The organism is Pacificispira sp. HM-600, assembly GCF_977993705.1.
In genome coordinates this window covers 1,579,329-1,605,172 of the sequence record NZ_OZ388079.1, presented here as the reverse complement: position 1 = coordinate 1,605,172, position 25,844 = coordinate 1,579,329, and the positions used below count along the sequence as shown (strand labels likewise).

28 protein-coding genes are annotated in these 25,844 nt (G+C 67.8%); 14 read left to right on the top strand and 14 right to left on the bottom strand.

Annotated features, from left to right (window positions below):
• Nucleotides 1–6: 6 nt before the first annotated feature.
• The 6 genes from menE to ACXZ1E_RS07595 form a co-directional block, all read right to left on the bottom strand.
• Nucleotides 7–1,554, bottom strand: coding sequence for an o-succinylbenzoate--CoA ligase (gene menE, locus ACXZ1E_RS07620; protein WP_458042760.1), 1,548 nt, complete (start codon nucleotides 1,552–1,554; stop codon nucleotides 7–9).
• A 74-nt stretch (nucleotides 1,555–1,628) separates the two neighbouring features.
• Nucleotides 1,629–2,615: an ABC transporter substrate-binding protein gene (locus ACXZ1E_RS07615; RefSeq protein WP_458042759.1), complete on the bottom strand. Its 987-nt coding sequence runs from the start codon at nucleotides 2,613–2,615 to the stop codon at nucleotides 1,629–1,631.
• Nucleotides 2,616–2,673: 58 nt separating this feature from the next.
• Entirely contained in the window at nucleotides 2,674–3,126 is a 453-nt protein-coding gene (locus tag ACXZ1E_RS07610) for a MaoC family dehydratase (protein ID WP_458042758.1), read from the bottom strand.
• Between the two features lie 20 nt (nucleotides 3,127–3,146).
• Nucleotides 3,147–4,331, bottom strand: a complete 1,185-nt coding sequence (locus ACXZ1E_RS07605) for an acyl-CoA dehydrogenase family protein (RefSeq protein WP_458042757.1) — start codon at nucleotides 4,329–4,331, stop codon at nucleotides 3,147–3,149.
• The gene (locus tag ACXZ1E_RS07600; RefSeq protein WP_458042756.1) at nucleotides 4,328–5,221 is read right to left on the bottom strand and encodes an amidohydrolase family protein; all 894 of its coding nucleotides are present in this window, start codon (nucleotides 5,219–5,221) and stop codon (nucleotides 4,328–4,330) included. Before ACXZ1E_RS07600 ends, ACXZ1E_RS07605 begins: the two co-directional genes overlap by 4 nt.
• 48 nt (nucleotides 5,222–5,269) lie before the next feature.
• Nucleotides 5,270–6,199, bottom strand: a complete 930-nt coding sequence (locus tag ACXZ1E_RS07595; RefSeq protein WP_458042755.1) for an SDR family oxidoreductase — start codon at nucleotides 6,197–6,199, stop codon at nucleotides 5,270–5,272.
• 91 nt (nucleotides 6,200–6,290) lie between these two features.
• On the opposite strand from ACXZ1E_RS07595, the gene ACXZ1E_RS07590 reads away from it, so the two are divergent.
• The gene (locus tag ACXZ1E_RS07590) at nucleotides 6,291–6,782 is read left to right on the top strand and encodes a MarR family winged helix-turn-helix transcriptional regulator (RefSeq protein ID WP_458042754.1); all 492 of its coding nucleotides are present in this window, start codon (nucleotides 6,291–6,293) and stop codon (nucleotides 6,780–6,782) included.
• A gap of 40 nt (nucleotides 6,783–6,822) precedes the next feature.
• Here the strand turns inward: ACXZ1E_RS07590 and ACXZ1E_RS07585 are convergent, their stop codons facing one another.
• Both ACXZ1E_RS07585 and ACXZ1E_RS07580 read right to left on the bottom strand, forming a co-directional pair.
• A complete protein-coding gene (locus tag ACXZ1E_RS07585; protein ID WP_458042753.1) occupies nucleotides 6,823–8,751 on the bottom strand; it encodes an FAD-binding monooxygenase in 1,929 nt (642 codons plus the stop codon).
• A gap of 162 nt (nucleotides 8,752–8,913) precedes the next feature.
• Nucleotides 8,914–9,828: a MarR family winged helix-turn-helix transcriptional regulator gene (locus tag ACXZ1E_RS07580; protein ID WP_458042752.1), complete on the bottom strand. Its 915-nt coding sequence runs from the start codon at nucleotides 9,826–9,828 to the stop codon at nucleotides 8,914–8,916.
• A 122-nt stretch (nucleotides 9,829–9,950) separates the two neighbouring features.
• Here ACXZ1E_RS07580 and ACXZ1E_RS07575 point away from each other — a divergent pair, with 122 nt between their 5' ends.
• Complete coding sequence (locus ACXZ1E_RS07575; protein WP_458042751.1) at nucleotides 9,951–10,349, top strand: glucose-6-phosphate dehydrogenase; 399 nt, start codon at nucleotides 9,951–9,953, stop codon at nucleotides 10,347–10,349.
• 12 nt (nucleotides 10,350–10,361) lie between these two features.
• Here the strand turns inward: ACXZ1E_RS07575 and ACXZ1E_RS07570 are convergent, their stop codons facing one another.
• The 3 genes from ACXZ1E_RS07570 to ACXZ1E_RS07560 form a co-directional block, all read right to left on the bottom strand.
• On the bottom strand, nucleotides 10,362–11,639 hold the full coding sequence (locus ACXZ1E_RS07570; protein ID WP_458042750.1) for an MFS transporter: 1,278 nt from the start codon (nucleotides 11,637–11,639) through the stop codon (nucleotides 10,362–10,364).
• Nucleotides 11,640–11,728: 89 nt separating this feature from the next.
• Entirely contained in the window at nucleotides 11,729–12,919 is a 1,191-nt protein-coding gene (locus ACXZ1E_RS07565; protein WP_458042749.1) for a 4-hydroxybenzoate 3-monooxygenase, read from the bottom strand.
• 177 nt (nucleotides 12,920–13,096) lie between these two features.
• On the bottom strand, nucleotides 13,097–13,852 hold the full coding sequence (locus ACXZ1E_RS07560; protein WP_458042748.1) for an IclR family transcriptional regulator: 756 nt from the start codon (nucleotides 13,850–13,852) through the stop codon (nucleotides 13,097–13,099).
• Nucleotides 13,853–13,991: 139 nt separating this feature from the next.
• On the opposite strand from ACXZ1E_RS07560, the gene ACXZ1E_RS07555 reads away from it, so the two are divergent.
• The 6 genes from ACXZ1E_RS07555 to pcaC all read left to right on the top strand — a co-directional run bounded on the left by ACXZ1E_RS07555 (nucleotide 13,992) and on the right by pcaC (nucleotide 18,808).
• Complete coding sequence (locus tag ACXZ1E_RS07555) at nucleotides 13,992–14,771, top strand: IclR family transcriptional regulator (protein WP_458042747.1); 780 nt, start codon at nucleotides 13,992–13,994, stop codon at nucleotides 14,769–14,771.
• Nucleotides 14,772–14,838: 67 nt separating this feature from the next.
• Entirely contained in the window at nucleotides 14,839–15,660 is an 822-nt protein-coding gene (gene pcaH / locus ACXZ1E_RS07550; protein WP_458042746.1) for a protocatechuate 3,4-dioxygenase subunit beta, read from the top strand.
• Entirely contained in the window at nucleotides 15,660–16,217 is a 558-nt protein-coding gene (gene pcaG / locus ACXZ1E_RS07545; RefSeq protein ID WP_458042745.1) for a protocatechuate 3,4-dioxygenase subunit alpha, read from the top strand. Before pcaH ends, pcaG begins: the two co-directional genes overlap by 1 nt.
• Nucleotides 16,207–17,637 (top strand): lyase family protein, encoded by a 1,431-nt coding sequence (locus tag ACXZ1E_RS07540; RefSeq protein ID WP_458042744.1) that lies wholly within the window; start codon nucleotides 16,207–16,209, stop codon nucleotides 17,635–17,637. Before pcaG ends, ACXZ1E_RS07540 begins: the two co-directional genes overlap by 11 nt.
• Nucleotides 17,634–18,413, top strand: a complete 780-nt coding sequence (locus ACXZ1E_RS07535) for an alpha/beta fold hydrolase (RefSeq protein ID WP_458042743.1) — start codon at nucleotides 17,634–17,636, stop codon at nucleotides 18,411–18,413. Before ACXZ1E_RS07540 ends, ACXZ1E_RS07535 begins: the two co-directional genes overlap by 4 nt.
• Nucleotides 18,410–18,808 (top strand): 4-carboxymuconolactone decarboxylase, encoded by a 399-nt coding sequence (gene pcaC / locus ACXZ1E_RS07530; protein WP_458042742.1) that lies wholly within the window; start codon nucleotides 18,410–18,412, stop codon nucleotides 18,806–18,808. Before ACXZ1E_RS07535 ends, pcaC begins: the two co-directional genes overlap by 4 nt.
• A 21-nt stretch (nucleotides 18,809–18,829) precedes the next feature.
• Here pcaC and ACXZ1E_RS07525 read toward each other — a convergent pair whose 3' ends face one another.
• From ACXZ1E_RS07525 to ACXZ1E_RS07515, 3 genes are all read right to left on the bottom strand, one after another.
• Nucleotides 18,830–19,228 (bottom strand): PIN domain-containing protein, encoded by a 399-nt coding sequence (locus ACXZ1E_RS07525; RefSeq protein WP_458042741.1) that lies wholly within the window; start codon nucleotides 19,226–19,228, stop codon nucleotides 18,830–18,832.
• A gap of 11 nt (nucleotides 19,229–19,239) precedes the next feature.
• Nucleotides 19,240–19,500, bottom strand: coding sequence for an AbrB/MazE/SpoVT family DNA-binding domain-containing protein (locus ACXZ1E_RS07520; protein ID WP_458042740.1), 261 nt, complete (start codon nucleotides 19,498–19,500; stop codon nucleotides 19,240–19,242).
• 124 nt (nucleotides 19,501–19,624) lie between these two features.
• On the bottom strand, nucleotides 19,625–20,848 hold the full coding sequence (locus ACXZ1E_RS07515; protein WP_458040749.1) for an integrase catalytic domain-containing protein: 1,224 nt from the start codon (nucleotides 20,846–20,848) through the stop codon (nucleotides 19,625–19,627).
• A 196-nt stretch (nucleotides 20,849–21,044) separates the two neighbouring features.
• Here ACXZ1E_RS07515 and ACXZ1E_RS07510 point away from each other — a divergent pair, with 196 nt between their 5' ends.
• The 6 genes from ACXZ1E_RS07510 to ACXZ1E_RS07485 all read left to right on the top strand — a co-directional run bounded on the left by ACXZ1E_RS07510 (nucleotide 21,045) and on the right by ACXZ1E_RS07485 (nucleotide 25,822).
• Nucleotides 21,045–21,812 (top strand): 3-oxoacid CoA-transferase subunit A, encoded by a 768-nt coding sequence (locus tag ACXZ1E_RS07510; protein WP_458042739.1) that lies wholly within the window; start codon nucleotides 21,045–21,047, stop codon nucleotides 21,810–21,812.
• Complete coding sequence (locus ACXZ1E_RS07505; protein WP_458042738.1) at nucleotides 21,809–22,477, top strand: 3-oxoacid CoA-transferase subunit B; 669 nt, start codon at nucleotides 21,809–21,811, stop codon at nucleotides 22,475–22,477. The genes ACXZ1E_RS07510 and ACXZ1E_RS07505 overlap by 4 nt, the downstream gene beginning before the upstream one ends.
• A gap of 1 nt (nucleotide 22,478) precedes the next feature.
• Nucleotides 22,479–23,648 (top strand): thiolase family protein, encoded by a 1,170-nt coding sequence (locus ACXZ1E_RS07500; protein ID WP_458042737.1) that lies wholly within the window; start codon nucleotides 22,479–22,481, stop codon nucleotides 23,646–23,648.
• A 6-nt stretch (nucleotides 23,649–23,654) separates the two neighbouring features.
• Nucleotides 23,655–24,440 (top strand): IclR family transcriptional regulator domain-containing protein, encoded by a 786-nt coding sequence (locus tag ACXZ1E_RS07495; protein ID WP_458042736.1) that lies wholly within the window; start codon nucleotides 23,655–23,657, stop codon nucleotides 24,438–24,440.
• A 192-nt stretch (nucleotides 24,441–24,632) separates the two neighbouring features.
• Nucleotides 24,633–24,803 carry a hypothetical protein gene (locus ACXZ1E_RS07490; protein ID WP_458042735.1) on the top strand — a complete coding sequence of 57 codons (171 nt, stop codon included), beginning with the start codon at nucleotides 24,633–24,635 and terminating at the stop codon, nucleotides 24,801–24,803.
• Nucleotides 24,800–25,822: an amidohydrolase family protein gene (locus ACXZ1E_RS07485; protein ID WP_458042734.1), complete on the top strand. Its 1,023-nt coding sequence runs from the start codon at nucleotides 24,800–24,802 to the stop codon at nucleotides 25,820–25,822. The genes ACXZ1E_RS07490 and ACXZ1E_RS07485 overlap by 4 nt, the downstream gene beginning before the upstream one ends.
• The last annotated feature ends 22 nt before the right edge of the window (nucleotides 25,823–25,844 follow it).

Below are 25,844 nucleotides of genomic sequence, written 5' to 3'. Positions count from 1 at the left end.
CCTCTCTCAGCGTCCCGCGAGTTCCGTGTCGAGTTCGGCGGCGAAGCGGGCGCGGAGGTCGGCCTTGCGCACCTTGCCGCTCGCCGTGCGCGGCAGTTCGTCGACGAAGACGACCCGCTTGGGGATCTTGTAGCGCGCGAGGCGGCCCGACAGGTGCTCGGCGATTGCGCCCGACTCGAGCGACTCGCCTGGCTTGAGGGCGACGATCGCGACAGGGACTTCGCCCCACTTCGGATCGGGTACCCCGATGATCGCCACCGCGGCGATCGAGGGGAGCTCCATGATGCGACCCTCGACCTCGGCAGAGTAGATGTTCTCGCCACCCGAGATGATCATGTCTTTGAGCCGGTCGGAGATGAAGATGTATCCGTCCTCGTCCACATAGCCGAGGTCGCCGGAGCGGAACCAGCCGTCGACGAAAGCGGCAGCCGTCGCCTCGGGGCGGCGCCAGTACTCCGTGATCACGTTCGGGCCCTTGACCCAGATCTCACCGACCTCGCCCGGGGCGACGGTGCGACCGTTCTCGTCGACGATCTTGACGTCTGTGAAGAAGTGCGAGACCCCCGAGGAGCCCATCTTGGCCAGACTCGCGCGTGGCGGCATGGCGGTCGCACCCGGTGCGGTCTCAGTCATGCCGTAGCCGCACGAGAAAGCCAGCCCGCGCTCTTCGTATGCCCGCAGCATCCGTTCGGGCATCGTCGAACCGCCGCACGTCAAGTGTCGGAGGGTGCTGATGTCGGTGCTGTCCCACGCCGCGTGCTCCTGCAGCATCTGGAACGTCGTCGGCACGCCCGAAAGCATCGTGATCTGCTCACTCTCGATCGTGGCTAGCACCGCGCCCGGATCGAACTTCTCGTGGATGATGACGGCTCCGCCCTGCAGCAGCACGGGCAACGCCCCCATGCTGAGGGCTGCGACGTGGAAGAGGGGAGAGATCAGCAGCACGCGCTCGTCGCCGGTGATCCCGTAATCCACGAGCGCGTTGAAGCAGTTCCAGGTGATGTTGCCGTGTGTGAGGACGGCACCCTTCGGGTGGCCGGTGGTGCCGGAGGTGTAGAGGATGATCGCGGGATCGTCGAGCGTGACCGGCTCGTCGCGCGCGGTGAGGTCGCCGGATGCGAGGACCGCGTCGTACTCTTCGACCGCCGAGTCGGCGGGGCCGCCCACGACGATGCGGCGGACCACCCCGGTAGGCCAGCTTCCGGCTCGCGCGAGGTCGCGGAGCTCTTCTCGCAGGATGAGTGTGGTGGCACCGGAGTCCTCGAGTGCGAACTCGATCTCGGGTGCCGCGAGGCGGGTGTTCAGGGGCACGAAGATCGCACCCAGGGTTGCCGTCGCGAAAAGCGTCTCGAGGAATGACGGGTGGTTGTTCCCGAGGTATGCGACCCGGTCGCCGCTGCGGACGCCGCGATCCGCGAGCGCGTTCGCGAGCTGGGTGATCCGGTCGGCGAGCTCTTCGTACCGGATCTGCTCACCGCGGAAGGTGATCGCGATATCGCCTTTCGAGCGTTCACGCCGACGCGACACCCATGGGCCGATTCCCTGATTCTGCACGACTGCTCTTCCTCGAGTGTGTGGATGGGGTGGACGTCCGGCGCCGCCGGGACAGCACGGCGCCGGACAGTCGACTACGGAACCGCGATGACTGCGTCGAGGTCCGGCTCGCTCTCGAGGAACCCGTATGAGAGCGCGAGGGCGGTGAGCTCTTCGAGGATTCCCCGGTCGAGGTCACCCGAGAGAACCTCGAGCTCCAGGTCGCCCACGACCTCGGCGGGCATGCCGGTGTACGCGACGATCGCCTCGCGGTTGAGGTCATCGTTCTCCATCGCGAACGCGGTCGCGTCGGCGATTCCGGCCGCAAACGCCTTTACGATCTCGGGGTTCGCCTCGGCATAGGCGGCTGACGTGAACGTGACCGTCGAGTACAGGCCGGGGATCACATCGAACGTGTTGCCGAGGTACTCCATGCCCTCCATGGCGAGCGCCCCGCTGATGAACGGTTCGGGAATCCAGGCGGCGTCGATGTTGCCCTGCTCGAGTTGCGCGAGCTGGTCGGGGAAGGCGATCTCGGTGAACTGGACGGCTTCGGGGTCGCCGCCGTCCTGCTCGACGAGTCCCATCGTGCCGAGGTCTCCGAGGGTGTTGACCGCGTTGACAGCCACGGTCTTGCCTTCGAGGTCCTTCCAGCTCGCGATCCCCGAGTCGGAGCGCACGACCAGGCCCGAGGCGGGTACGCCCAGGTCTTGGTGCGAGTAGCCCGCGACGATCTGCATCTCGAGGCCCTGACTGGCGGCGACGAGCACCGACAGCGGGTTGCCGACGGCGAACTGGATCGATCCGCTCGACACGGCGGGCAGGAGGGCGGCGCCGCCCTGTCCCAGCTGGATGGTGACGTCGAGCCCGTGTTCCTCGAAGATCCCCTCGTCGATGGCGAGCTGCACGGCGGCAGCCGGGGCGATCTGCAGCAGTCCGACGGTGATCGGGATGAGTTCTTCCGACATGGTGTCGTCGGACGGAGCCGCGGATTCGCCGGAGAGATTTCCGGATGAACATCCGGCCAGCATGAGACCCGCTGCGGCAATCGCTGCGAGTGCGGAGAGGTGTGACTTTCGCATTTCAGTAACTCCTTTGTGACTGTTGGTGGCGCGAGGTATTCAGTTGTGATGACGCCGCTCAGGCGTAGAAGCGCTGCAGACTCCGCGCGACGACCGCGGGCTTGGTGCCGCCCTCGGTTTCGATAACGATGTCGACGACGAGCTGGTACCCGCCCGCGACCTCGATGACCTCGGCGATGGTGCCCGTCAACCGGATGCGTGCGCCGACCTTGACGGGAGAGACGAATCGCACCTTGTCGAGGCCGTAGTTGACCTTGGTCGAGACGCCTTCGACGTCGAAGACCTGGGTCTGCAGGGGGATGATGAGCGACAGGCTCAGGAAGCCGTGCGCGATGGCCCCACCGAACGGTCCTTCGGCTGCGCGATCCGGGTCGACGTGAATCCACTGGTGGTCGTCCGTGGCATCCGCGAACGTGTCCACGCGCTCTTGCGTGACTTCGAGCCAGTCCGACGGGCCGATCTCGGCGCCGGCGAGCCCGGCGAGTTCGGTGTACGAAGCGATGAGGGTCATGACGTGGTTCTCCTTGATGGTCAGACGAATGCGGACAGGCCAGTGAGGCCGCGCCCGACGATGAGTGCGTTGATCTCGTGGGTGCCCTCGTACGAGTACACCGCTTCGGCGTCCGCGAAGAAGCGGGCCGCGTCGTTCTCGAGCAGAATGCCGTTGCCGCCGAGTACTTCGCGTCCGAGGGCCACGGTCTCGCGGGCCATGAGGGCCGTCTGCATCTTGGCGAGGGCGGAGTTCTCGTCGTCGGCCGCTCCGGCGTCCTGGCGCGCCGAGAGCTGCACCGCCATGGCGAGAGAGGCGACCGTGTTGCCGAGCATCCGGGCGAGCTTTTCCTGTACGAGTTGGAAGCCCCCGATGGGACGGCCGAACTGCTCGCGCTCGCGGGTGTACCGTACGACGGCCTCGAGCGCCCCGGACTGCAATCCCGCCGCGATCCAGGCGACGTCGGCGCGCATGGACCCGAGGATGCGCGCGACATCCTTCCAGGAGTTCACGGACTGCAGGCGGTCCGCGTCGGTGACGCGCACGCCGTCGAGGTGGATGAGGGCGTTCTGCATGGGACGGAGCGAGATCTTGCCGGTGATCGTCTCGATGCGGACCCCGGGCGTGGTCCGAGGGACCAAGAAGGCCTTGACCTGGCCGTCGGTGACATCGCGCGCGAACACCGCGATGACATCAGCGCTAATTGCCCCGCCGATCCACTTCTTGGTGCCGTCGATGACCCACTCGTCGCCCTCGCGCCGGGCCGTGGTGGCGAGGCCGCCCGCGATGTCCGAGCCGTGTTCGGGCTCAGTCAGCGCGAACACGCCCTTCAGTGCGAAGGAGCGCACGTCGGCCTCGAGATGCTCCGCCTGCTCGGGCGAACCTCCGAGGGCGACGGCCGCACGGAAGAGCCCGGCCTGGGCGTTGTAGACGGTGACGACCGAGACATCCGTGCGCGCGAGCACCAGCGTGCGAAAACCCGCGAACATCGATGTCGACGCCTCCTCGGGGGTGACTCCCGCCGGGTTCATCAGATCGAGCGGAACGAGCGTGTCGAGCACACCCGCGGGCATGGTCGCCGTCTCCCATGCGTCGTTCATCAGCGGGGCAACCTGCGTGCGGAGCGTCTCGGCCAGCCGCGCCAGCATTTCCCGCGCCGCGGGCGACAGGTGCGTCTCGGCAAACCCATACGGGTCGTAGCCGAGCGGGGTTGGTTCGATCTTCATTCTGCGCTCCCGAGTCCCAGCAGGCGGGCGGCGTTGTCTTTCATGATCCCGTGCATGACTTCGGGCTTGAGGGTGGTGTGCTCCACGTCCCGGATCCACCTGTCGGGGGCGATCATCGGGAAGTCGGAGCCGAACAGCACGCGCTTCTTCAGGTACGAGTTCGCCGCGCGCACAAGCTCGGCGGGGAAGTACTTCGGGCTCCACCCCGACAGGTCGATCCAGGTGTTGTGTTTGTGGGTTGCGACCGACAGGGCCTCGTCCTGCCACGGCACGGAAGGATGCGCCATGATGATCTGTAGGTCCGGATGCTCCGCCGCCACGTCATCCAGCAGCATCGGGTTCGACAGCCCGAGGCGCAGCCCGCGCCCGCCGGGCATGCCGGCCCCGATCCCGGTCTGACCCGTGTGGAAGAGCGCGACGACTCCCGCCTCCTGCAGTGCTTCGTAGAGCGGGAAATGAACGGGATCGCTGGGATCGAAACGCTGCACCGTCGGGTGGAACTTGAACCCGCGTACGCCGTTCTCGTCGATCAGACGCCGCGCAATATCGATCGCCTCCGGTCCTCGGTTTGGGTCGACCGAGCCGAACGGGATGAGGACGTCGTTGTTGCGCGCCGCCCCTTCGGCGATTTCGACACTCGAGATCGGCGGATGCCCGAGGTTCGTTTCGGAGTCGACGGTGAAGACGACGGCTGCCATCTTGCGTTCGCGGTAGTGCGCGGCGATGCCGTCGATGTCCGGCCGCGGACCGTCGGAGCTGAAGTACTTCGCGGCGGCTTCGGCGAGGTCGTTCGGCAGCGAGGTGTGGCCGTGGCCGTCGATCTCGACGTGAACGTGCACGTCGATCGCCTCGATCGCATCGAGGTCGATGGTGGATTCGTACCGGGTCATGTTCGCTCCATCGCGAGGGTCCGTGTCAGCGGAAAGAACCGTGGGCGCTTACGGCGTGGTTGTGGGTTGGAGGTCCTCAGGTAGGGGTGGGAACGTCTCGCCCACGCTCTGCAGCTGGCCTCCGATCAGTGCCGGGAACTGCTCCACGAGACTGTCGTACGTCCAACCGCCCTCGCGGTACTCGGTCGCCACGGGCTCGGGGTGCGACCAGAGCTGGGGGCGGTCCCCGCCGACGCCGATTGCCTGACCAGTTACGTCGGCCGCTGCATCCGAGGCGAGGTACGCGATGAGTCCGGCGACGTCGTCGGCGGTGCCGAAACCGAGGTCGTGGCGGAAGAATGCGGGCATCGCCTCGCCGCGATCTGATGCCTCGACGGCGGCGGCGAAATACGGGATCGTCGCGGTCATGGCCGTCGCGGCCACGGGGATGACCGTGTTTGCCGTGATTCCCGCGCGCTTGAGTTCGAGCGCCCACGTTCGCACCATGCCCACGATGCCGGCCTTGGCGGCGGCGTAGTTGGTCTGACCGAAGTTTCCGCGCTGTCCGGTGGGGGATCCGATGCAGATGATCCGCCCGGCGACGCTGTTCTCGCGCATGTAGGTCGCGGCGGCGCGCACGCAGGTGAAGGTGCCACGGAGATGCACGTTGATGACCAGATCGAAGTCTTCGTCGCTCATCTTCCACAGCACGGTGTCGCGCAGGACGCCGGCGTTGGTCACGAGGATGTCGAGGCCACCGAACGTATCGACAGCGACCTGCACGAGTCGATCAGCCGTTTCGGTCGACCCGACCGGTGCGACGACCGCGACCGCGCGACCGCCTTCGGCTTCGATCGAGGCGACGGCTTCGGCGGCGACATCTGCGTCCACATCGTTGACGACGACCGTAGCGCCTTGACGAGCAAGTTCTTGTGCGTAGGCCAACCCCAGGCCCCGTCCCGAGCCCGTGACGATGGCGACTTTACCTGCTAGTGACATGCGGACTCCCTTGTCGTCGGATCCATTGAATCCTTAATGATTGACATTGTCAATGATTCTCTTCCGGCATTAGGTGAGTTAGCATTCGGTCATGCCAGCGCTACGCGGTACGGCCGCGCCATCGACGTCGCCGGGGCCGGAGCGGCTGTGGGAGACGACCGTCGGGGGCGACATATCGTTCCTTCTTGCGCGTGCGAACGCCATCTCTCTGGCGACGACGAACGAAGCCCTCGCGATGCACGGGCTCAAGGTGAGGTCCTACTCGGTGCTGGGGGTGGCGGCGAGTGATGCCCGCCCCACGCAGCGTGAACTCTCCGAGTTCCTGCGCCTCGATCCGAGCCAGATCGTCTCCATCATCGACGAGCTGGAAACACGGGGCCTTGTGCGCCGCGAGCCGGACCCGAACGACCGTCGGGTGAACGTGGTGGTCGTGACACCGGAGGGCCGGGAGAAGTTCGCCGCAGCCCGCGTGGTGGCCCAGAAGAGCGAGCTCGATATGCTCGCCCTTCTGGACTCGACGGAGATCGCCGCGCTCGCCGAGGCGTTGAATGCCCTCGCGACGGCGGTGCCGCCGGAAGCGTGACCGCCGGGTCGGATTCCGCGCGTTCCCTGGAGTTTCCGGCCTATCCGCGGACGGGTGACGGCGTCACCAGGGCGCTATCCGCGGCTACCATGAAGCGCGCGAGAAACTCGCCGAGCGCGTCGGCATCCAGCGGCAGCACGTGGGCAACGTACTGATCCGGACGGACGAGCACGAGACATCCGGTCTCGCGGTCGATGCCGCGGTCGTCGAAGATGTCGTCGTCGGTGCGCGCGGGTGTGAAGGCCTTCTCGTAGTCCAGGAGTCCGTATCGGCCCTTGCGTGGTCGCAGGAGTTCGGGGAGCGCCCCGACGTCGACCGTGCTGTGGTCCTGTTGAAGGATGCCCCGGACGTCCAAGACCGAGTCGGGGTCGGCGCCCGGTGGGGTGAAACGGGTCACCGCGCCGCCGGGTGCGATGAGCGCGTCGCACAGCGCCCGGAGCGCCGAGTCGGGGTGGTCGATCGGGAGCGCGTCACCGAAGGCATACAGGCGCCAGGCCCCGTCCGCACGGGCGACGTGGCCGAGTTGGAGCGGCCGCGCATCGGCCAGGCGGGTGACGGGGGCGGAGTGGAAACGTTCGCCGATCGGGAATCCGGTGGCCAGCGACTGCCAGGTCGGCTCGGCCGTGAGAAGTGCGGGCTCGTAGTGCGTGGCCATACCGGCGGTGAAGCGACCGGCTTGCTGAAAGTGGCGCTGGAGCGTCGCGGGATCGACGCCGGTCTGCGAATCGTCATCGGTGGCCTTCGCGCTCATCATCGCCGCCCACTCGCGATCGAACGCGATCAGGCGCGCGGCAACCGCCTGGCGCTCGGCGGAGTATGTGTGCAGCAGTTCGGCGCGCGCTCGCCCCTCGAGAACCGCGGCGAGCTTCCAGCCGAGATTGAACGCGTCTTGCATTGACACGTTCATTCCCTGGCCCGCCTTGGGGCTGTGCGTGTGGCACGCGTCGCCGGCGATGAAGACCCGCGGGTCGCGCGTATCGACGGCGCCGTCCGGAACATCGTCGAACTTGTCGGTGAGCCGTTGACCGATCTCGTAGACCGACCACCAGGCGATCTCTCGTACATCGAGGGTGTGCGGGTGGAAGATGCGCTGCGCCGCCGCGACGAGATCGTCCGACGTGATCGAACGCCCGCGCACGCGCTCTCCCGGGTCGAGCTCGTCCATCTCGATATACAGCCGGGCGAGATATCCGCCCTCCCGGGGGATGATGATCATGTTTCCTGCATCGGCGGATTGGATGACCGACTTGAACCGGATGTCTGGGTAGTCGGTATCCGCCAAGATGTCCATGACACCCCAGGCCTGGTTGGCGGAATCTCCGCGGAGCGTCCGTCCGATGGCCTCGCGCACCCCACTGCGCGCTCCGTCGCATCCGACGACATATCGGGCGCGGATCACGCGCTCCGTTCCGTCGGCGTCGCGCAGGCGCACCGCAACCGGGTGCTCCGCGGAGTCATCGACCATCAATCCGACGAACTCCACACCGTAATCGGGCACCAGTCGCCGGGGTGAGCGCTCCATCCGATCGAGCAGAAAATGCTGCACGCGCGCCTGGTTGAGGATCACGTGCGGAAACTCCGAGAGCCCATCCTCGACATCCTGAACACGTCCACTCCGCACGATGCGCGAGCGGTCGCCGGTGTCGGGACGCCAGAAAACCGTCTCGTTCACCCAGCAGGCTTCCCGCAGAATCTGATCCGCGATCCCGAAGGCTTCGAACATCTCCATCGAGCGGCACGCGATTCCGTCGGCCTGTCCGAGCTCGAGCGCTCCACCGCGTCGTTCGATGATCCGGGTGCTGATGCCCGGAAACGCCGATAGCTGGGCGCCGAGCACGCACCCCGCGGGGCCGGTGCCGACGATGAGCACATCCACCGTCTCGGGCAGCTCCCGTGGGTTCGCGGAGGCAGGGTCGGTTGGGGGGATCTCGGGGTCTCCGGTGTGGAAACCGTTCAGGTAGGACTGCATCGTCGCTCCTCGTGAGGGTGTGGCTTCGTACGCAGAGGGGTTTGGCCCTCGGAATTAGTACGTATACGGAGCGTATGGCACGGCGGTGAGTTTGCGCAACCGTCGGTCGGGTGAGAAACGGCGGTGACCGACGGATCCGTCCCGCCCGGCGTGTGACGGGCGCTACGCCAACTCGTCGGGCGTATCGGCCCGGTAGGCGATCGGCCTGAGCGCGGCAAGAAAAGCGGTGCGGTCGGACTCTGGCAAAGGCCCGAGGAGGGTGTGCTGCACCCGCGCGACGCGCATCGCGAGCTCGGCCAGCGTTCGCTCGGTGTCTGGCGCGACTGTCAGAGTGCGGCGCCGCCGATCTTCCGTGTCGACGCCCAAGACGATCTGCCCCCGCCGCGCGAGGCGCTGCACGAGGTCCGCAGCGGTGGACTTGTCGAGAGCGGCGTGCGCGCCGAGTTCGGCCTGACTCAGTCCCGGGTGCTCGGCGATCGTCTGCAGTGCGGCGTACTGCGGACCCGTCAGCTCACGGTCGAACTCGTCGGCGAAAAGCGCCGTGTGTACCTGCTGTGCGCGGCGCAGAAGGTGGCCGGGGATGTGGAGCGGCGCGGACGGGTCCTGCGCGGGCGAAACACGGGCCACACGCGCGAGACCGCGCAGGAAGTCGGTGCGCGAGCCCGCGGCGGGTGACTCATCCAGTGGACGGACGAGCAACTCTTGCACCACGCTGACTCGGGGGCGGAGTCGCCGCAGGGCGGTGATCGTCTCGGACGTGGGGAGGAGCACGTCCCGGCGTCCGTCGGACGGGTCGCGGCGACGCTCTATCCAATCGTGTCGCACGAGCCGGTCGACAATGTCCATCATCGATGACTTGTCGAGTGAGGCCAGTTCGCCGATACGCCGTTGATCCAGGCCGGGGGCTGCGGCGATCGCCTCGAGCACGGCATACTGGGGGCTCGTCGGATCCGCTCCGACGTGGGCCAACCACAGGGCGTTGTGCACCTGTTGGGCGCGCCGCAGAAGGTGGCCGCACACCGAAGCGAGCGGCGGCGGTCCACCGAGCGGCGCTGACGAAGCATCGACGTGTTTCATTGCATGCGAGCATCCCATGGCGCGGCACCGCATGACGGTAGTAGCGCACGACGGTAGAAGCCACCGACGGCCCGTGTTCTAGGCGGTAGTCGGCGCACCCGCCGTACGCGTACCGTGGAGAGGTGAAGATCACCGGATCGTCGGACTGGCGCGAAGACCTCCCCTTCGACGTTCCCGTGCTCGTCGCGGACCTCATCCCGGGAGAGCCCACCCGCTGCTCCGAGTGCGGAATCGCCTCCGAGCCTCGTGATCGCACCGAGCTGTGGGCCGTCAAGCGCCGCAATCCGAAGAGTCACGCCGGTGTCGTGCGCTTCCACTGCGCGCTGCATCTGCCGCCCCCGCCAGCCCCCGTCGAGTCCGAGCCCGATGCCCGTCTGCGACGTTCGACCGCACGCGCGGCACGGGCCGCAGCGCCCCGCCGGCCGGCCGTGCCCGAGCGGATCGCACCCGTCTGCCCGACGTGTTTCGTCGAGGTGCCGCCCACCGGTGTGTGTGGGATGTGCGGCGAGCGCGTGGCCTGATCGGTTGGTCGATCAGCTCTGCGTCGACGTGGCTCGTGACTCGAGAACGAACCTCGGCCGCCCGGCGAACATGCCCGTCACCGACTGTGCGACGAGCACGAGAATGAGCAGCGCGAGCGAGAAGTTCCAGCCGCCGAGCCCCGCGTGCAGCCAACCGAACAGCACCGGCCCGGTGGCGGCGATCAGATAGCCGACGGATTGCGCCATTCCCGAGAGGGCGGCCGATGCATCCGATGTCCGCGCTCGCTGCGCCATGAGGGTCAGGGCCATGCTCAGCGACGCGCCCGAGGAGAGGCCGGCGATCAGGACCCAGACGACTATGCCCTCGGGAGCGATCATCAGGCCCGCGATCCCCGCCATGCCGACGACGGGAATCGCGGCGGGGACGAAGCGCTCGGCGGGTCCACGCAGCAGGAGCGGAACGATGATCGAGCCGACGATCGTCGTCAGCTGGTAGATCATGACGTCGAAGCCGGCGACGACCTCGGATCGTCCGATCGAGGTCGAGATCGCGGCCAGCCAGGTCAGCATCATGTAGAACGTCGCCGCCTGGAAGCCCATGTACGCCGCGACGTGCCAGGCGAGCGTGTCGCGCCAGATTCCCGTACGGGAGCGTGTGGTGAGGGGACGGGCGAGGTGCACGGCGTGGTGGCCACGCGTGGCCCACGCCCACACCCCGATCGCCGGGATCAGGAGGCCGGCGCCGGTGATCAGCAGTGCGATACGCCAGCCCGACTGCTCGTCGCCGAGGAAAGACAGGGGTACCGCGACGCCCGACGAGATGGCCCCGACGCCACCGAGCAGGCCCGTGTAGGCCGCCATCACGAGGGGCACGCGGGCGGGAAAGTCTCGCTTGATGACGGCGGGCATCAGGACATTGGCGATCGCGAGAGCGAGGCCGATGAGTACAGTGCCGAGCCACAGGCTGATGAGCGGGCCGGGCAGCGAGCGCACGATCGTGCCGACCAAGAGCACGACGAGCGAGCCGAGCACGACGCGGGACATCCCGAATCGAAGGCTGAGCCCCAGCGCGAACGGCGAAACGGCCGCCCAGGCGATGAGCGGCACGGCGGCGATCAGGCCGAGCGTGCCGACCGAGAGCCCGGTGTCCGTGCCGATCTGATCGAGCAGCGGCCCGACCGCGGTGATGCTCAGGCGCATATTCGCCGCGACGAGACAGACGGCGACGAGGAGCGTGAGGCCCGCGGCGGGCCTGCTCACGCCGGGCGCGCCCGGGTCAGCTTTCCTCGCCGTGCCCGACGGGTCGGTGTGGACGTCGTCGGAGCTCATGATCACCGGACTCTAGTCGACGCGTCGCGGCGTGCGCGTGTCTGCTCCCGTTCGTTGAGTGGGCGCAACGAGTCGAAAAAGACGTCCGCTCAGAGGCCGGCGAAAGCGAGCGGCCAGCCCGTGTACGCCTCGGCCAGGTACGTCCGACCCGCCTCGGACTCCACGACGCTCCGCAGCTCGCCGACCTGGCGCAGACGGTCGAAGTCCGAGGCATCCGGCGCGACGTGCAGCATGCTCGTCATCCACCACGAGAAGTGCTGCGCCTTCCAGATGCGCTGCAGGGCCGTCTCGGCGTAGCTGTCGATCAAGCGCTCGTCGTTCTCGAGCAACAGCGCTCGGAGGGCGCGTTCGAGAAGGAGCACGTCGGCCACGGCCAGGTTCATGCCCTTCGCGCCCGTGGGCGGCACCGTGTGGGCGGCATCGCCGACGAGGGCGACACGGCCCGCGCGCAGCTCATGTGCCACGAAACTCCGGAAGCGCAGCACGTCGCGTTGGAAGATCGGCCCCTGCTGCAGGGTCGTGCCGGGCACGCGGATCTGCAGCTGTTCCCAGATCTCGTCTTCGCTCAGCGCCTCGGTGTCGGCGTTCGGGTCGCACTGGAAGTACATGCGCTGCACGGTCGCGCTGCGCTGGCTGATGAGCGCGAATCCCTCGGCGGAGCTGCTGTAGATGAGTTCTTCCGAGCTCGGCGGCGCCTCGCAGAGGATGCCGAACCAGGCGAAGGGGTATTCGCGGAAGTATCCGCCGGTCGACGAGCCGGTGACGGCCGCGCGGGCGACGCTGCGGGAGCCGTCGGCGCCGACCACGAACTCAGCGTCGATCTCGAAAGCCGTGCCCTCGGCATCCTCGGCGAACACCCGTGGGCGATCGGCGTTGGCACCCTCGACGCGGAGCGCCGTGACGCCGAAGCGCAGGTCCTGGCCGCCGGTGAGACGCGCGGCGATCAGGTCCTTCAGCACCTCGTGCTGGGGGTAGAGCCAAACGCTGCGTCCCGTCAATGAGGGGAAGTCGATGCGGTGGCCCTCGCCGTCGAAGCGCAACTCGATGCCGTCGTGGCGGTGCCCGACCGTCAGGACCCGATCGGAGGCGCCCGACGAGGTGAGTACGTCGACCGTCCCGTTCTCGAGGATTCCCGCACGGATCGTGCTCTCGATCTCGTCGCGGGTGCGCTGGTCGATCACGACCGACTCGATGCCCGCGGCGGCGAGGAGGTGGGAGAGGAGGAGGCCGGCGGGTCCTGCTCCGACGATCGCGACTCGGGTGCGGACGGTCTCGGTCATGGTGGCGTCTCCTTCGACGGGGTGTTGCCCCAGCATCCTGCCCCCTCGTCCGTCGCGCATCCATCTTCCCATTGAATGGGCGCCCGCTCTCCGGCGGCGTGGCGCGAGACTTCACATGTGTCGCTCCATCGCGGCAGGAAGGTGACAGAGCTGAAGTCTCGCGCGGAGGCGGCAGGACTAGGGACGGTCAGCCGCCAGCGCTGCGGAGATGCCTGCGGAGGCCCGGCGGAGCTCGTCGAGCGGGCCGACCGTCGGGGCATCGCGGGGGAGGACCATCGACAGGGCCGCGACGACCGTGCCTCGGGCATCCCTGATCGGCACGGCGATGCCCGTGGAAACGCTCTCGATCGACCCGGGCGCGACCACGTAGCCCACGCGCCGAATGTCGTCGAGCACCCGCGCCAGCACGGCCCGATCCGTGATGGTCTCGGTCGAGACGGCAACGAGCGGACCGCCGAGCACGCGTCGACGTAGCTCGTCGGGTCCGTAGGCGAGCAAGACGAGTCCGGAGGACGAGGCGTGCAGGGGCAGTCGCCCGGCGATGCGCGTGATGTTGGCACCCGCCTCGGGATGTGAGAGGCGCTCGACGAACAGGGCCTCGTCCTGTTCCAGCACCGCGAGCTGCGTGTGCTCGCGCACGCGGGCCTGCACGGTCGTCATGAACGGGAGCGCCGCCTGACGCAGCCGCAGCGCGCTCGATCCGCGCAGCGCGAGCTCCCACAACCGCATGCCGAGGCGGACGCGGTGTTCGTCGTCACGCTCGAGCAGGCCGGCGCGCACCAGCTCGTCCACGATCCGATGCGCGGTGGATGACGGCAGCCCCGAACGGCGACCGATCTGCGCCGCGGTCTGGAGCGTGCGGTCGGCGCTGAAGGTGTCGAGCACGCGCACGATGCGCTCCGCCATCGTGTCGCCCGTCGGCGAGTTCGCCATGCCCTCACCCTCTCACGGGCCGATCAGGGCTGCTCGCCTGGCAGTTGTCGGGGCCTCAGACGGGGCTCAACCCCGACTACTGCCAGGGGAGCGGGCCACGGAGGGGCGGGATAGCCTCGGTGAGGGAGGGGAAGCGACGATGCGCAGCGATGAAGGGGGCGAGGGCGTCCTCGAGCGTGCCCTCGACGTGTTGCAGTGTTTTTCGGATGACGAGCCGGCCCTCTCCGCCGCCGTTATCGCCGAGCGCACGGGCCTGGCTACGTCGACGCTGCACCGTCTACTCACCCGGTTGACGACGCTCGGACTGCTCGCCCGCGCCCCGGGTCATCGCTACACGATCGGCGTGCGTCTGTGGGAGCTCGGCGAGCTCTCGCCGCTTTCGGTGCGCCTGCGTGAGACGGCGCTGCCGCTCATGGTGCGCCTGTACGAGGCGACGGCCGAGAACGTCCACCTGGCGGTACTGGATGCGCCGACCCCCGAGCGCGCCACGGCGTTGTACGTGGGTCGGGTGACGGGTCAGACATCCATTCCCACGCTCAGCCGGATGGGCGGCCGGCACCCGCTCCACACGACCGGGGTCGGCAAAGCGCTGCTGGCCACGCGCGACGAGGACTGGCTTGCGGAGTACTTCTCGACGCCGCTCGTACGCGAGACGACGCACTCCATCACGACGGAAGACGTGCTGCGCAGCGAGTTGGCAGTGGCGCGACGGCGCGGGTATGCCACGACGCGGGAAGAGATGACCCTCGGCAACATTTCGGTCGCGGCCCCGCTCGGCAAGGTCGCGGGGCTTCCGCCCGCGGCCATCGGCATGGTCGTGCGGCTGGAAAGAGCCGACGAGCGGCGGCTCGCGGCGCTCGTGACGCAGGCCGCGGCGGATCTGACCCGAATCCTGCGCGACGAGCATCCCACTCAGTGAGAATGAGTCTCGGATGCCCGGGGTGCGCCTGTCACCCTTTCGATAGCTCTTTGTCGAAGGAGACACCATGACAGACACATCCCCGCAGGCGGCGGCACCCGAGTCTTTGCTCGCCTCGCCGGACATGCCCTCGCAGCGCGAGATCAACGCGGAGATCGCCGAGATCCACGCCGACCACGCGGCCCGCGAAGCCCGCGGTGAGGCGCCCGCGCCCACGACGCTGTACGACTTCGCTCCGTACCGCTCGAGTGTTCTGCGCCACCCCACCAAGAACCCTCGGCTCGTTGACCCCGAGACGATCGAGCTGTGGTCGCCGGCGTTCGGCCAGCGCGACGTCGCGGCGATCGAGACCGACCTGACGCTGCAGCACACGGGTGAGCCCCTGGGTGAGCGCATCACGGTGTCGGGCCGCGTGCTCGACAGCTGGGGCCGCCCCCTCGCGAACCAGCTCGTCGAGGTCTGGCAGGCGAATTCCGCGGGTCGTTACATCCATCAGCGCGACCAGCATCCCGCGCCGCTCGATCCGAACTTCACCGGAGCAGGGCGCACGATCACGAACGACAACGGCGAGTACTTCTTCACCACGATCAAGCCGGGCCCGTACCCGTGGAAGAACCACGTCAACGCGTGGCGCCCGGCGCACATCCACTTCTCGCTCTTCGGCACGGGCTTCACGCAGCGCATCATCACGCAGATGTACTTCCCGGGCGACCCGCTCTTCGCGCTCGACCCGATCTACAACACCATCCGTGACCAGAAGGCCCGCGACCGCCTGGTCGGGACCTACGACCACGACCTGACGGTGCCCGAGTTCTCGATGGGCTACACGTGGGACATCGTCGTCGACGGCCCGTCCGCGACCTGGTTCGAGCCCGAGGGAGAGCACTGATGACCACTGAAACGCGCCTGGAAGGCACCCCCGGTCAGACGATCGGCCCCTTCTTCGCCTTCGGCCTCAATTACGCCAACATGCACGAGGTCGCCTTTCCGCACTCGCCCGGCGCGATCGTGCTCGGCGGCACGGTCTATGACGGAGCCGGTGCGCCGATCCCGGACGCCATCGTCGAGATCTGGAGTGCCGACAGCGACGGAACCGTGTCGCGCGAGCGCGGCGCGCGTCGTCGTGACGACCACACCTTCACGGGTTTCGGACGCGCGGCGACGACCGACGACGGGCACTACGAGTTCTGGACCCGCAACCCCGGAGCGGTCGATGGCAAGGCACCGTTCTTCGCCGCGGTCGTCTTCGCGCGCGGGCTCCCGAACAAGCTGCACACGCGCATCTACCTCCCCGAGGACGAGGCGTTGCTCGCGGCCGACCCGCTGCTGGCCGACCTCTCGGCGGAGGAGCGCGCTACGCTCGTGGCAACACGCACGCCCGACGGCTACCTGCGGCACGACATCCGGCTGCAGGGCGAGAAGGAGACCGTCTTCCTTGCCTTCTGATGCAACCCCCGATCGATCCGGCGCGCGCGAGTCGTCGCCCGCGTTCGATGTGGGGTTGCTCTCGCCCGTGAGTGTCGGTCACGACGCCCTGGTCGGGGACGAGGCGGTTCTGGACGCACTCGTGGCCGCCGAGGTCGCGCTCGTTCGTGCGTACGGAGCGGTCGGCGTCGCCACTGCGGCAGTCGTCGAAGACGTCTCGTCCGCGCTCGGCTGGCAGGCCGATGGACACGGATGCTTCGGGCACGGGCTCGATGCGGTCGTGCTGGCCGAGGCATCCGTCTCGGGCGGCAACCCGGTCATCCCGCTCGTCGGCGAGCTGAAGGAGCGGGTGCCCGAGTCCGCTCGGCGCTGGGTCCATCGCGGCGCGACGAGCCAGGACATCCTTGATTCTGCTCTGATGCTCGTGTCGGACCGCGCGGGTCGCGCGATCCTCACGCACCTGCGTAACGTCGCGGTCGAGCTTGCGACGTTCGCTCGGACGCATGCCCAGGCTGTCGGAGCCGCCCGCACGCTCACGCAACATGCCGTGCCGACGACCGTGGGTCTGCGCGCCGCCGTCTGGCTGCGCGGTGTGCGCCGGGCGACCGACCGTCTCGAGGCGGCGGTGACGGAGCTGCCCGCCCAGCTCGGGGGCGCCGGCGGCACGCTTGCCGCCATCGTCGAGATCGCCGGAGCGGATGCGGCGGCTCGGCTGTCCGCGCCCTTCGCGGGCGCGCTGGGACTTGCCGTGCCCGATGCTCCCTGGCATACCAACAGATGGCCCGTCACCGAACTCGGCGACGCGCTCGTGCAGGCGATCGACGCTGTCGGCAAGATCGCGACCGACATCGCCACGCTCTCGCGGACCGAGATCGGTGAACTCGCCGAGGGCGCGGCGGGCGGATCGTCGGCGATGCCGCAGAAGCGCAATCCGTCTGGGTCCGTGCTGATCCGCTCGGCTGCGCTACGTGCACCTCAGCTCGGCGCGACGCTGCACCTCGCGGCCGCGCTCGCGGCGGACGAACGTCCGGATGGCTCGTGGCACGCCGAATGGCCGACGCTGCGTGAACTACTGCGGCTGGCGCTCGGGGCCACGGCGACCTCGGCTCGTGTCGTGGCCGGACTTTCCGTCGATAGTGCGGCGGTCACCCGCAACCTCACGTTGACCGGTGCGCTGATCGTCAGCGAGCGCCTCTCTCTCACGCTCGTGCCCCTGATCGGGCGGGCGCGCTTCGATACCCTAGTGGCCGAAGCATCCGCGGGTGCCGACTTTGCCGACCTCGTTCGGGCGCTGCCCGAAGCGGCCGGCCTCGACGTCGACGCGCTCGTCGACCCGGCCCAGTACCTGGGTCTCGCCGCCGCCTACCTCGATGGGGCGCTCAGCGAGCGCGGCCCGCGTGATGCGCCACCGAGCCACGAAACACCGGAGGTTCTCTCATGACCGTCCCCCGCATCGCCGTGACGGAGCCGGTCGGCGCGGAGGGCGCGCCGCTCGTCGTCTTGGGTCCCTCGCTCGGGACGTCGACGATTCTGTGGGAAGACGTCATCCCCACGCTCGCCGCCGACTACCGCGTCGTCGCGTGGGACCTGCCGGGCCACGGCGCCTCGCCCGCGGCCGACGCACCGTTCGCGGTCGGCGAGGTGGCCGACGCGGTCGCCGCGGCCATCCGCGAACTGGGCGGTGGGCCCGTCCGCTATGCGGGGGTGTCGCTCGGCGGTGCCGGCGGACTCGAGCTGTGCCTTCGGCATCCGGAGCTCGTGGATCGCGCCGCGATCGTCGCCTCGGGCGCGCAGCTCGGAGACGCTGCTGCCTGGGCCGAGCGTGCCGAGCAAGCTCGGAGCCAGTCGACCTCGAGCCTGATCGTGGGGTCCGCGCAACGCTGGTTCGCTCCCGACTCGATCGCGCGACGCCCCGAGCTGACCGGCCGCCTGCTGCACTCGTTACAGGACGCGGACGACGACAGCTATGCGCGCTGCTGCGAGGCGCTCGCCGAGTACGACGTGCGGGCGCAGCTATCCGCGATCGACCTGCCCGTGCTCGCCGCGTGGGGCGAGTTCGACACGGTCGCGCCCGAGTCCAAGTCGGTCGAGATCGCGGACGGCGTGCATGACGGTCGCGCGGCACGCGTTGACGGTGCGGCGCACCTACCGCCCGCCGAGCAGCCCGAGATCATGGCTCGAATGCTGTTGGAGTTCTTCGAGGGGACGAGCCGATGACCAGACCCGCGGGCGAGGGCCTGACCGACGAGCAGCGCTACGAGCAGGGCATGGTCGCGCGTCGCGCGGTGCTCTCGGACGAGCATGTCGACCGGTCGATCACGAACACCACCGAGCTGACCGCCGACTTTCAGGACTTCATCACGCGCGTCGCGTGGGGGGATGTCTGGTCCCGTCCGGGACTGCAGCGTCGCGACCGATCGATTGCGGTGCTCTCGTCGCTCATCGCGCTCGGTCACCACGAAGAGTTCGCGATGCACCTGCGGGCGGCTCTTCGCAACGGGTTGACGGTGGATGAAATCCGCGAGGTCATCCTGCAGTCGGCGATCTACGCGGGCGTTCCCGCGGCCAACACGGCGTTCCGCATCGCCTCCGAGGTCTTCAACGAGTCCTGATCGCGCCCGGCGTCGCTCTTGCTACGCGTCGGTGAGCAGCCGCCACCCGAGTCGCTCGGCGGCGTCGCGGTCGAAGGTGACCGTTTCGTCGACGCCGAACATCTCCATCGTCGCCTCGATCAGCGCGTCGGCGAAGTCCGCGCCCTCCTCGGCCAGGGTGAGGGCGCGCACGACGCTTTCACCATCGTCGAACTCGAGAACCTCGGTTTCGACGAGGCTCCGGATCACCGCTAGGCAGGTATCGCGCGATAGGCGTTTGCTTCGCGAGAGGACCCAGTAGGTTTCGGCGAGCGTGACCTGCGTGATGAAACCGCGTCGTTCGGGGGTGAGGCCACGAAAGAGTTCGGCGGCCGCCGGCGATTGAAGAGGATCATCGCGAAGCACCGCACGCAGCACGACGTTCGTGTCGATCCCGATCATCGTCGGATGCATCAGATCAGGCCCCGCATCCCGCTCTCTGCGCCACCCTCGGCGATGGCGTCGTTGATCTCTTCGATCGTCATCGGCTGGGCGTCGGGGTCGTGCAGCATTCCGATGAAGTCGTTCACGGAGCCCGTCCGCGCGACGATCCGGTACTGGCCCGAGCGCAACTTCACGAACATCACCTTCGACCCAGCAACAAGGTTGAGGTCGTCGCGGATCTCTTTGGGGACGGTGATTTGCCCCTTGCTCGTCATCGTCGCGGTAGCCATGGAGGAATCCTTTCGAACGGTGTCCCACCTTACCAAGACGTAGAAGTAAGCGAGGTGCCTCATCTAGAAGTGAGCGCGAAGGGTGATGCGGTGCCTCACGTATGGTGAGCGCGAGGCTTGCGGTTCATTTGGTTGTTTGGAGTCGACGGATCGACGTTTCTAAGGATGTCATGTCGAGGTGTCGGCTGGTGGTCATGGCTTCGGTTTTGGCTTGTGATAGCTCGATGAGTTGGAGCTGGATCTGGTTGATCCGGCGGGTCAGATCGGCGGGGTTGATCCCGGTGATCCGGGCCTGAACGACGTCGGCTTGCTCGGCGGTGAGGACCCCAGAATCGCGCACTCGCTGCCAGGGTGTCTTCGGTGCGTCGTAGAGGCGTGTGCGGCGCCCGCTGGCCGCGGTGGCGTATGCGGTGGGCTTCTTCGTCGGGGTGAAGAAATTCAACCGTAGTGAGACGAGCCGCCAGAGCTCGTTCAGCAGCGCGAGCTCGTCCGGGGTGTCGTAGCGCCAATGGAACGCGTGTTTGCGGACGACGTGGTTGTTCTTCGACTCGACGGTCGCTTGGTCGTTTTTCTTGTAAGGGCGGGACCGGGTCTGGGCGATGTCACGGGCTTGGAGCCAGTCCGCGACATCATGGTTGATGAACTCCGATCCGTTGTCCGAGTCGAACACGCGCAGCTCGAATGGGAACATGTTCTGCAGATCGCCGACAGCGCCGACGATCCACTTGGCCGCGTTGTTGCGGATCGAGGCGTTCTCGGTCCACCCGGTGGCGATGTCGGTCATCGTCAACGTGCGTGCGAACTCGCCGACGAACGTGGGTCCGCAATGCGCGACGGTGTCCGCCTCGATCACCCCGGGTGCCGTGACCGGGGCATCCCCGACCTTCGACAACCCGATCGAGTTGCGCAGCAGCGGTGACGGGATCGTCGTAGAGATCCCCCGCAACTGCATCGCCCGACGTGCCGGGCTCAGATACCGGTCGATCGTTGCCGGACTCATTGTCTGAAGCTCGACGATCGTCTGCGGTGTCACGAATGGCTTGTCGAGGTCGCCGGCAGCGTGCAGCAGCGGCATCCACAGCTCCAGCATCACCACGAGGTACTTCCCGCACGGCATGCCCATCAGCGCCCACACATGCTCCAGCAGCCGCCTCGAATCATCGCTATACGTCTTGGCCCGCAACTGGCGTCTATCGACCTGCTTCGCCGGATCCGGCAGCACCGGCCCCGTCAGCATCCGCCGCGCCGTTGATCGGCCCATCCCCGTCGTGCTCATCACCTCGTCAAGGATCCGGGCCTTGTCGTGCTTCGATGCTTTCCGGTACGCGTCACGGAGTTTGTTCGTCACCTGTCGCCTCGCGGCCATCTCAATCTTGCCTTCCACACAGGCAAGCTTCGCGCTCAAAGTATGTGAGGCACCAACACACCCCACGCGCTCAAAGAAACTGAGGCACGTCGGTAAGCGGAAGAATAGACGCAAATGGAGATATAATGTACGTATTGCGAATGTGTGTGCGCAGAGCGAACACAAGCGAGGAGGCGACGTGATCGACAAAACCGTGCCCACCGTCGAACAGGCGGTCGGAGACATCCCCGACGGGGCGACCGTCATGATCGGCGGATTCGGGCGGGCCGGCCAGCCCGTCGAGCTGATCGACGCGCTCATCGCACACGGTGCCCAGAACCTCACGATCGTCAACAACAACGCCGGAAACGGCGACACAGGTCTCGCCGCGTTACTCGCCAACAAGCAGGTCCGCAAGATCGTCTGCTCGTTCCCGCGGCAGAGCGACTCGTGGGTGTTCGACGGCCTCTACCGCGCGGGCGAGCTCGAGCTCGAACTCGTTCCGCAGGGGAACCTCGCCGAGCGCATCCGCGCGGCCGGCGCCGGGATCGGCGCGTTCTTCTCGCCCACCGGTGTTGGCACAGAACTCGCCGCGGGCAAGGAAGAGCGCGAGATCGATGGACGCCGCTACGTGCTGGAGTATCCGATCAAGGCCGACTTCGCCCTGATCGGTGCGCTCCGCGCCGACCGCTGGGGCAATCTCGTGTACCGCGAGACGGCTCGCAACTTCGGCCCGATCATGGCATCGGCCGCAACCACGACGATCGCGCAGGTCGACGAGATCGTGGCGCTCGGATCGCTCGATCCCGAGTCGGTCGTCACGCCCGGCATCTTCGTCAACCGTGTCGTCGCGGTCGGAGAACGGGCCTGGCTGCGCAATGGTGAATTCACCGGCGGGGTCGACATCGAAGGTCGACGCCTCGACCCGGACACCGACACGAACGCCGAGAGGGAGGATGCCGCGTGAGCACCCGCATCAGTCGCGACGATCTCGCGAAGCGCATCGCCGCAGACATCCCCGAGGGTGCCTACGTCAACCTCGGCATCGGCGCACCGACCCTGGTGGCGAACTTCCTGCCCGCCGATCTCGAGATCATCCTGCACACCGAGAACGGGTTGCTCGGCATGGGCGAGGCGCCCGAGGCTGGCCGCATCGATCCCGACCTCATCAACGCGGGCAAGCAGCCCGTCACCGCGCTCCCGGGTGCCGCCTACTTCCATCACGCCGACTCGTTCGGCATGATGCGCGGCGGGCACCTCGACGTGTGCGTGCTCGGAGCTTTTCAGGTTGGCCAGAACGGCGACCTCGCCAACTGGTCGACGGGCGCTCCCGGCGCGATCCCCGCGGTTGGTGGAGCGATGGACCTGGCGATCGGGGCCAAGGACGTCTACGTCATGACCGACCTGCTGACGAAGCAGGGCGAGTCCAAACTCGTGGAGTCCTGCACCTATCCGCTCACCGGCGTCGGTTGCGTCAGTCGGGTCTATACCGACCACGCGATCTTCGACATCACCCCCGAGGGCTTCGCCGTGCGTGAGGCGTTCGGCGATAACACGATCGAATCGCTCGCCGCGCTGACCGGGCTCACCCTCGTCGGCCCTTCGACTGGCTCAGGAACCGGAGACAACTGATATGACCGCCACCTACGTCTACGACGCCGTCCGCACCCCGTTCGGCCGAGCCGGGGGCGCGCTCTCGGGAATCCGCCCCGACGATCTCGCCGCGGTCGTGATGAAGGCCGCCGCCGAGCGCACGGGTCTCGACCCCGCGCGCATCGACGATGTGATCTTCGGTGACGCGAACCAGGCGGGCGAGGACAATCGCAATGTCGCACGGTTCGGAGCCCTGCTCGCGGGTTTCCCGTCGAGTGTCTCGGGTGTGACGGTCAACCGCCTCTGCGGCTCGGCCGTCGACGCCGTGATCCAGGGATCGCGCGCGATCGAGTCCGGCGACGCCGACATCATCCTCGCTGGTGGGGTCGAGTCGATGAGTCGGGCCCCCTTCGTCGTCGAGAAGTCGCCCAAGCCGTGGCCGGCCGTGGGAAACCAGACGATGTGGAACACCTCGATCGGGTGGCGCATGACCAACCCGGCGCTGCGCGAAGACTGGACGATCAGCAACGGGGCGTCGGCCGAGAAGCTCGCCGAGATCTATGAGATCTCGCGCGAGGCGCAGGACGCGTTCACGCTCCGCAGCCATCAGCTCGCGGCCGCCGCGTGGGATGCCGGCGTGTACGACGGCGAGATCGTGCAGGTTCCTGGCGCCGAGCTTGCACGGGACGAGGGCATCCGCGCCGACACATCGCTCGAGAAGCTCGCGGGCCTGCGCCCGTTGTTCGCGAAGAACAGTTCCGTCACGGCAGGCAACGCGTCCTCGATCAACGACGGTGCCTCGGCGGTGCTACTCGGTGCCGAGGGCGCTCTCGACATCGACCCGCTCGCCCGCATCACGGGTCGTGGGGTCTTCGGCAACGATCCCGATGTGTTCGGCATCGCCCCCGTCGAGGCGGCGAACCGGGCCCTCGCCCGCGCGGGTCGCACCTGGGCGGATGTCGACTTCGTCGAACTCAACGAGGCGTTCGCCTCTCAGTCGCTGGCGTGCCTGAAGCTCTGGCCCGAGCTCGACCCCGACAAGCTCAACATCCACGGCGGCGCGATCGCGATCGGTCACCCGCTCGGGGCCTCCGGTGGCCGCATCATCGGTCATGCGGCACACGAGCTCAAGCGGCGCGGCGGAGGTGTCGCGGTCGCGGCGATCTGCATCGGCGTCGGTCAGGGCCTCGCGGTCGTCCTCGAGCGGTAGGGCGACGTGACGGACGAGGGTGCGGATGCCGCGGCATCCGGCACGTTCGTGCAGTCGTTCGCTCGCGGGCTCGGGGTGATCCGCGCGTTCGATGCGGAGCATCCGGAACTCTCGCTCAGCGACGTCGCACGTCGTGCCGAGTTGACCCGTGCCGCGGCCCGGAGGTTTCTGCTCACACTTGAGTCGCTCGGCTACGTCCGCGGCGACGGACGGACGTTTGCGCTCACGCCACGTGTGCTGGAACTCGGGTTCAGCTACCTCTCGGCGCTGTCGTTGCCCGAGATCGTGCAGCCGCACCTCGAGGCTCTCTCGCGCGAGGTGGATGAGAGTGTGTCGGCCGCGGTGCTGGACGATACCGACATCGTCTATGTCGCGCGCGTTCCGACGAGACGAATCATGAGCGTTCGCATCACCATCGGCACCCGTTTCCCCGTCTACGCGACCAGCATGGGCCGCGTTCTGTTGGCGGGTCTGCCGGATGCGGCGCTGGCGGCCGCACTGGATGCCTCCGACCTGCGCGACTTCACGGGCCGAACCCTGACCGACCGGTCCGCGCTCGCCGACGAGGTCCGGGCCGTCCGCGAGCAGGGGTGGTCGCTCGTGGATGGCGAACTCGAGCCGGGGTTGCGCTCGATAGCCGTACCGCTGCACGATCGGGGTGGCCGGGTCGTCGCGGCGCTCAACGTGTCGACGAGTGCCACGCGCGATTCGGTCGAGCACATGCGGGATGCCTACCTGCCGCCGTTGCTGCGCGCGGCGGCCGCGATCGATGCCGAGCTGCGCCTCGTCTGATCGCCGCATGACCGATGGAGGGTCACTAGGAGCCTTCCGGAGCGGCCGGCCTGAGCCGCGCGGAGATGCCGGACGCGTATCGACCCGGTCGATAGTTCGCATCGGCGGGATCCACTTCCCTCTGTGGAAAGTCCCGCCGAGGATGAAGAGGCGGGTCAGAGTCGTGCCCGCCTGATTCCTGAAGGATCGAAGATGATCACACCGCGCTCCCATGTGCCGTACGTCCCCATCACCTCGACTGACCTCGATGCATCCGTCGACTTCTTCGATGCCTCTGTCTATGGGCGTTGCTGGGGGGACCTCGTCATCGACGCCGGTGGCCTGATCTTCGGTATCGCGCAGAAGATGGCGCAGCCCGCATGAGCGCCCACGAGACGGGCGTCATCGACGTCCATGCGCACGTCCTGCTGCCCTCGCTGCATGCCGAGGTCGAGCGCCGCGCACCCGACCTGGTGGCCGAGGCCGCCGCGCTCGATTTTCGTCGGAACGGTGCCGCGAGTCAGGCCGTGTCGGGGCCGATGATCGGGCAGCGCATCCCGAAGCTGACCGATGTGAACGTGCGGCTCGCCGACATGGACGCCCAGGGTGTCGAGCGCCAGTGGGTCAGCGCGTCACCGAACCACTTCTACCCGTGGGCGCCCGAGGGCCTCGCGGTCTGGGCCGCGGGCGAGGCGAACCGTCTGGTCGCGGAGTATGTCGCTCAAGCCCCCGACCGCCTCACGGGTCTCAGTCTGGTGCCGATGCAGCACCCCGGGCGGATGGTCGAGTACCTCGACGATGCGGTGCTGGGCCGCGGCCTCGCGGGCGTCGAGATCTCGTCGTTCGCGGGAGATGTGGAACTCTCGGACGAGCGCCTGGAGCCGTTCTGGGCGCGCGCGGCGGAGCTCGGGATCGTCATCTTCCTGCACCCGTTCGGGTGCAGCCTCGACGAGCGCCTCGACAGGTTCTACCTCGCCAACACGGTCGGTCAGCCGACCGAGAACGCGGTCGCGCTCTCGCATCTGATCTTCGCCGGGGTGCTCGATCGCCACCCGGGGCTGAAGATCGTCGCCGCGCACGGTGGGGGATACCTGCCGACCGTCATCGGCCGTTCGGACCACGCGTGGCGGGTGCGTCCGGATGCTCGAGGGTGTGAGCATCCGCCGTCCACCTACCTGCGGAAGCTGTGGTTCGACACCGTCGTTCACGACGAGCGCACGCTCCGTGCCCTGGTCGAGGTTACGGGCGAAGACCGTGCGGTTCTGGGCAGCGACTACCCCTTCGACATGGGTCTCGACGAGCCGGTCGCGAAGATCCGCGAGGCGGGTCTGTCGGAAGAGATCACGCGGCGCATCCTGGGTGGCAACGCCCTGGCGCTGGTCGAGACGAGGATCCGGGAATGAGGCTCGCCCGCTGGCAGGACGC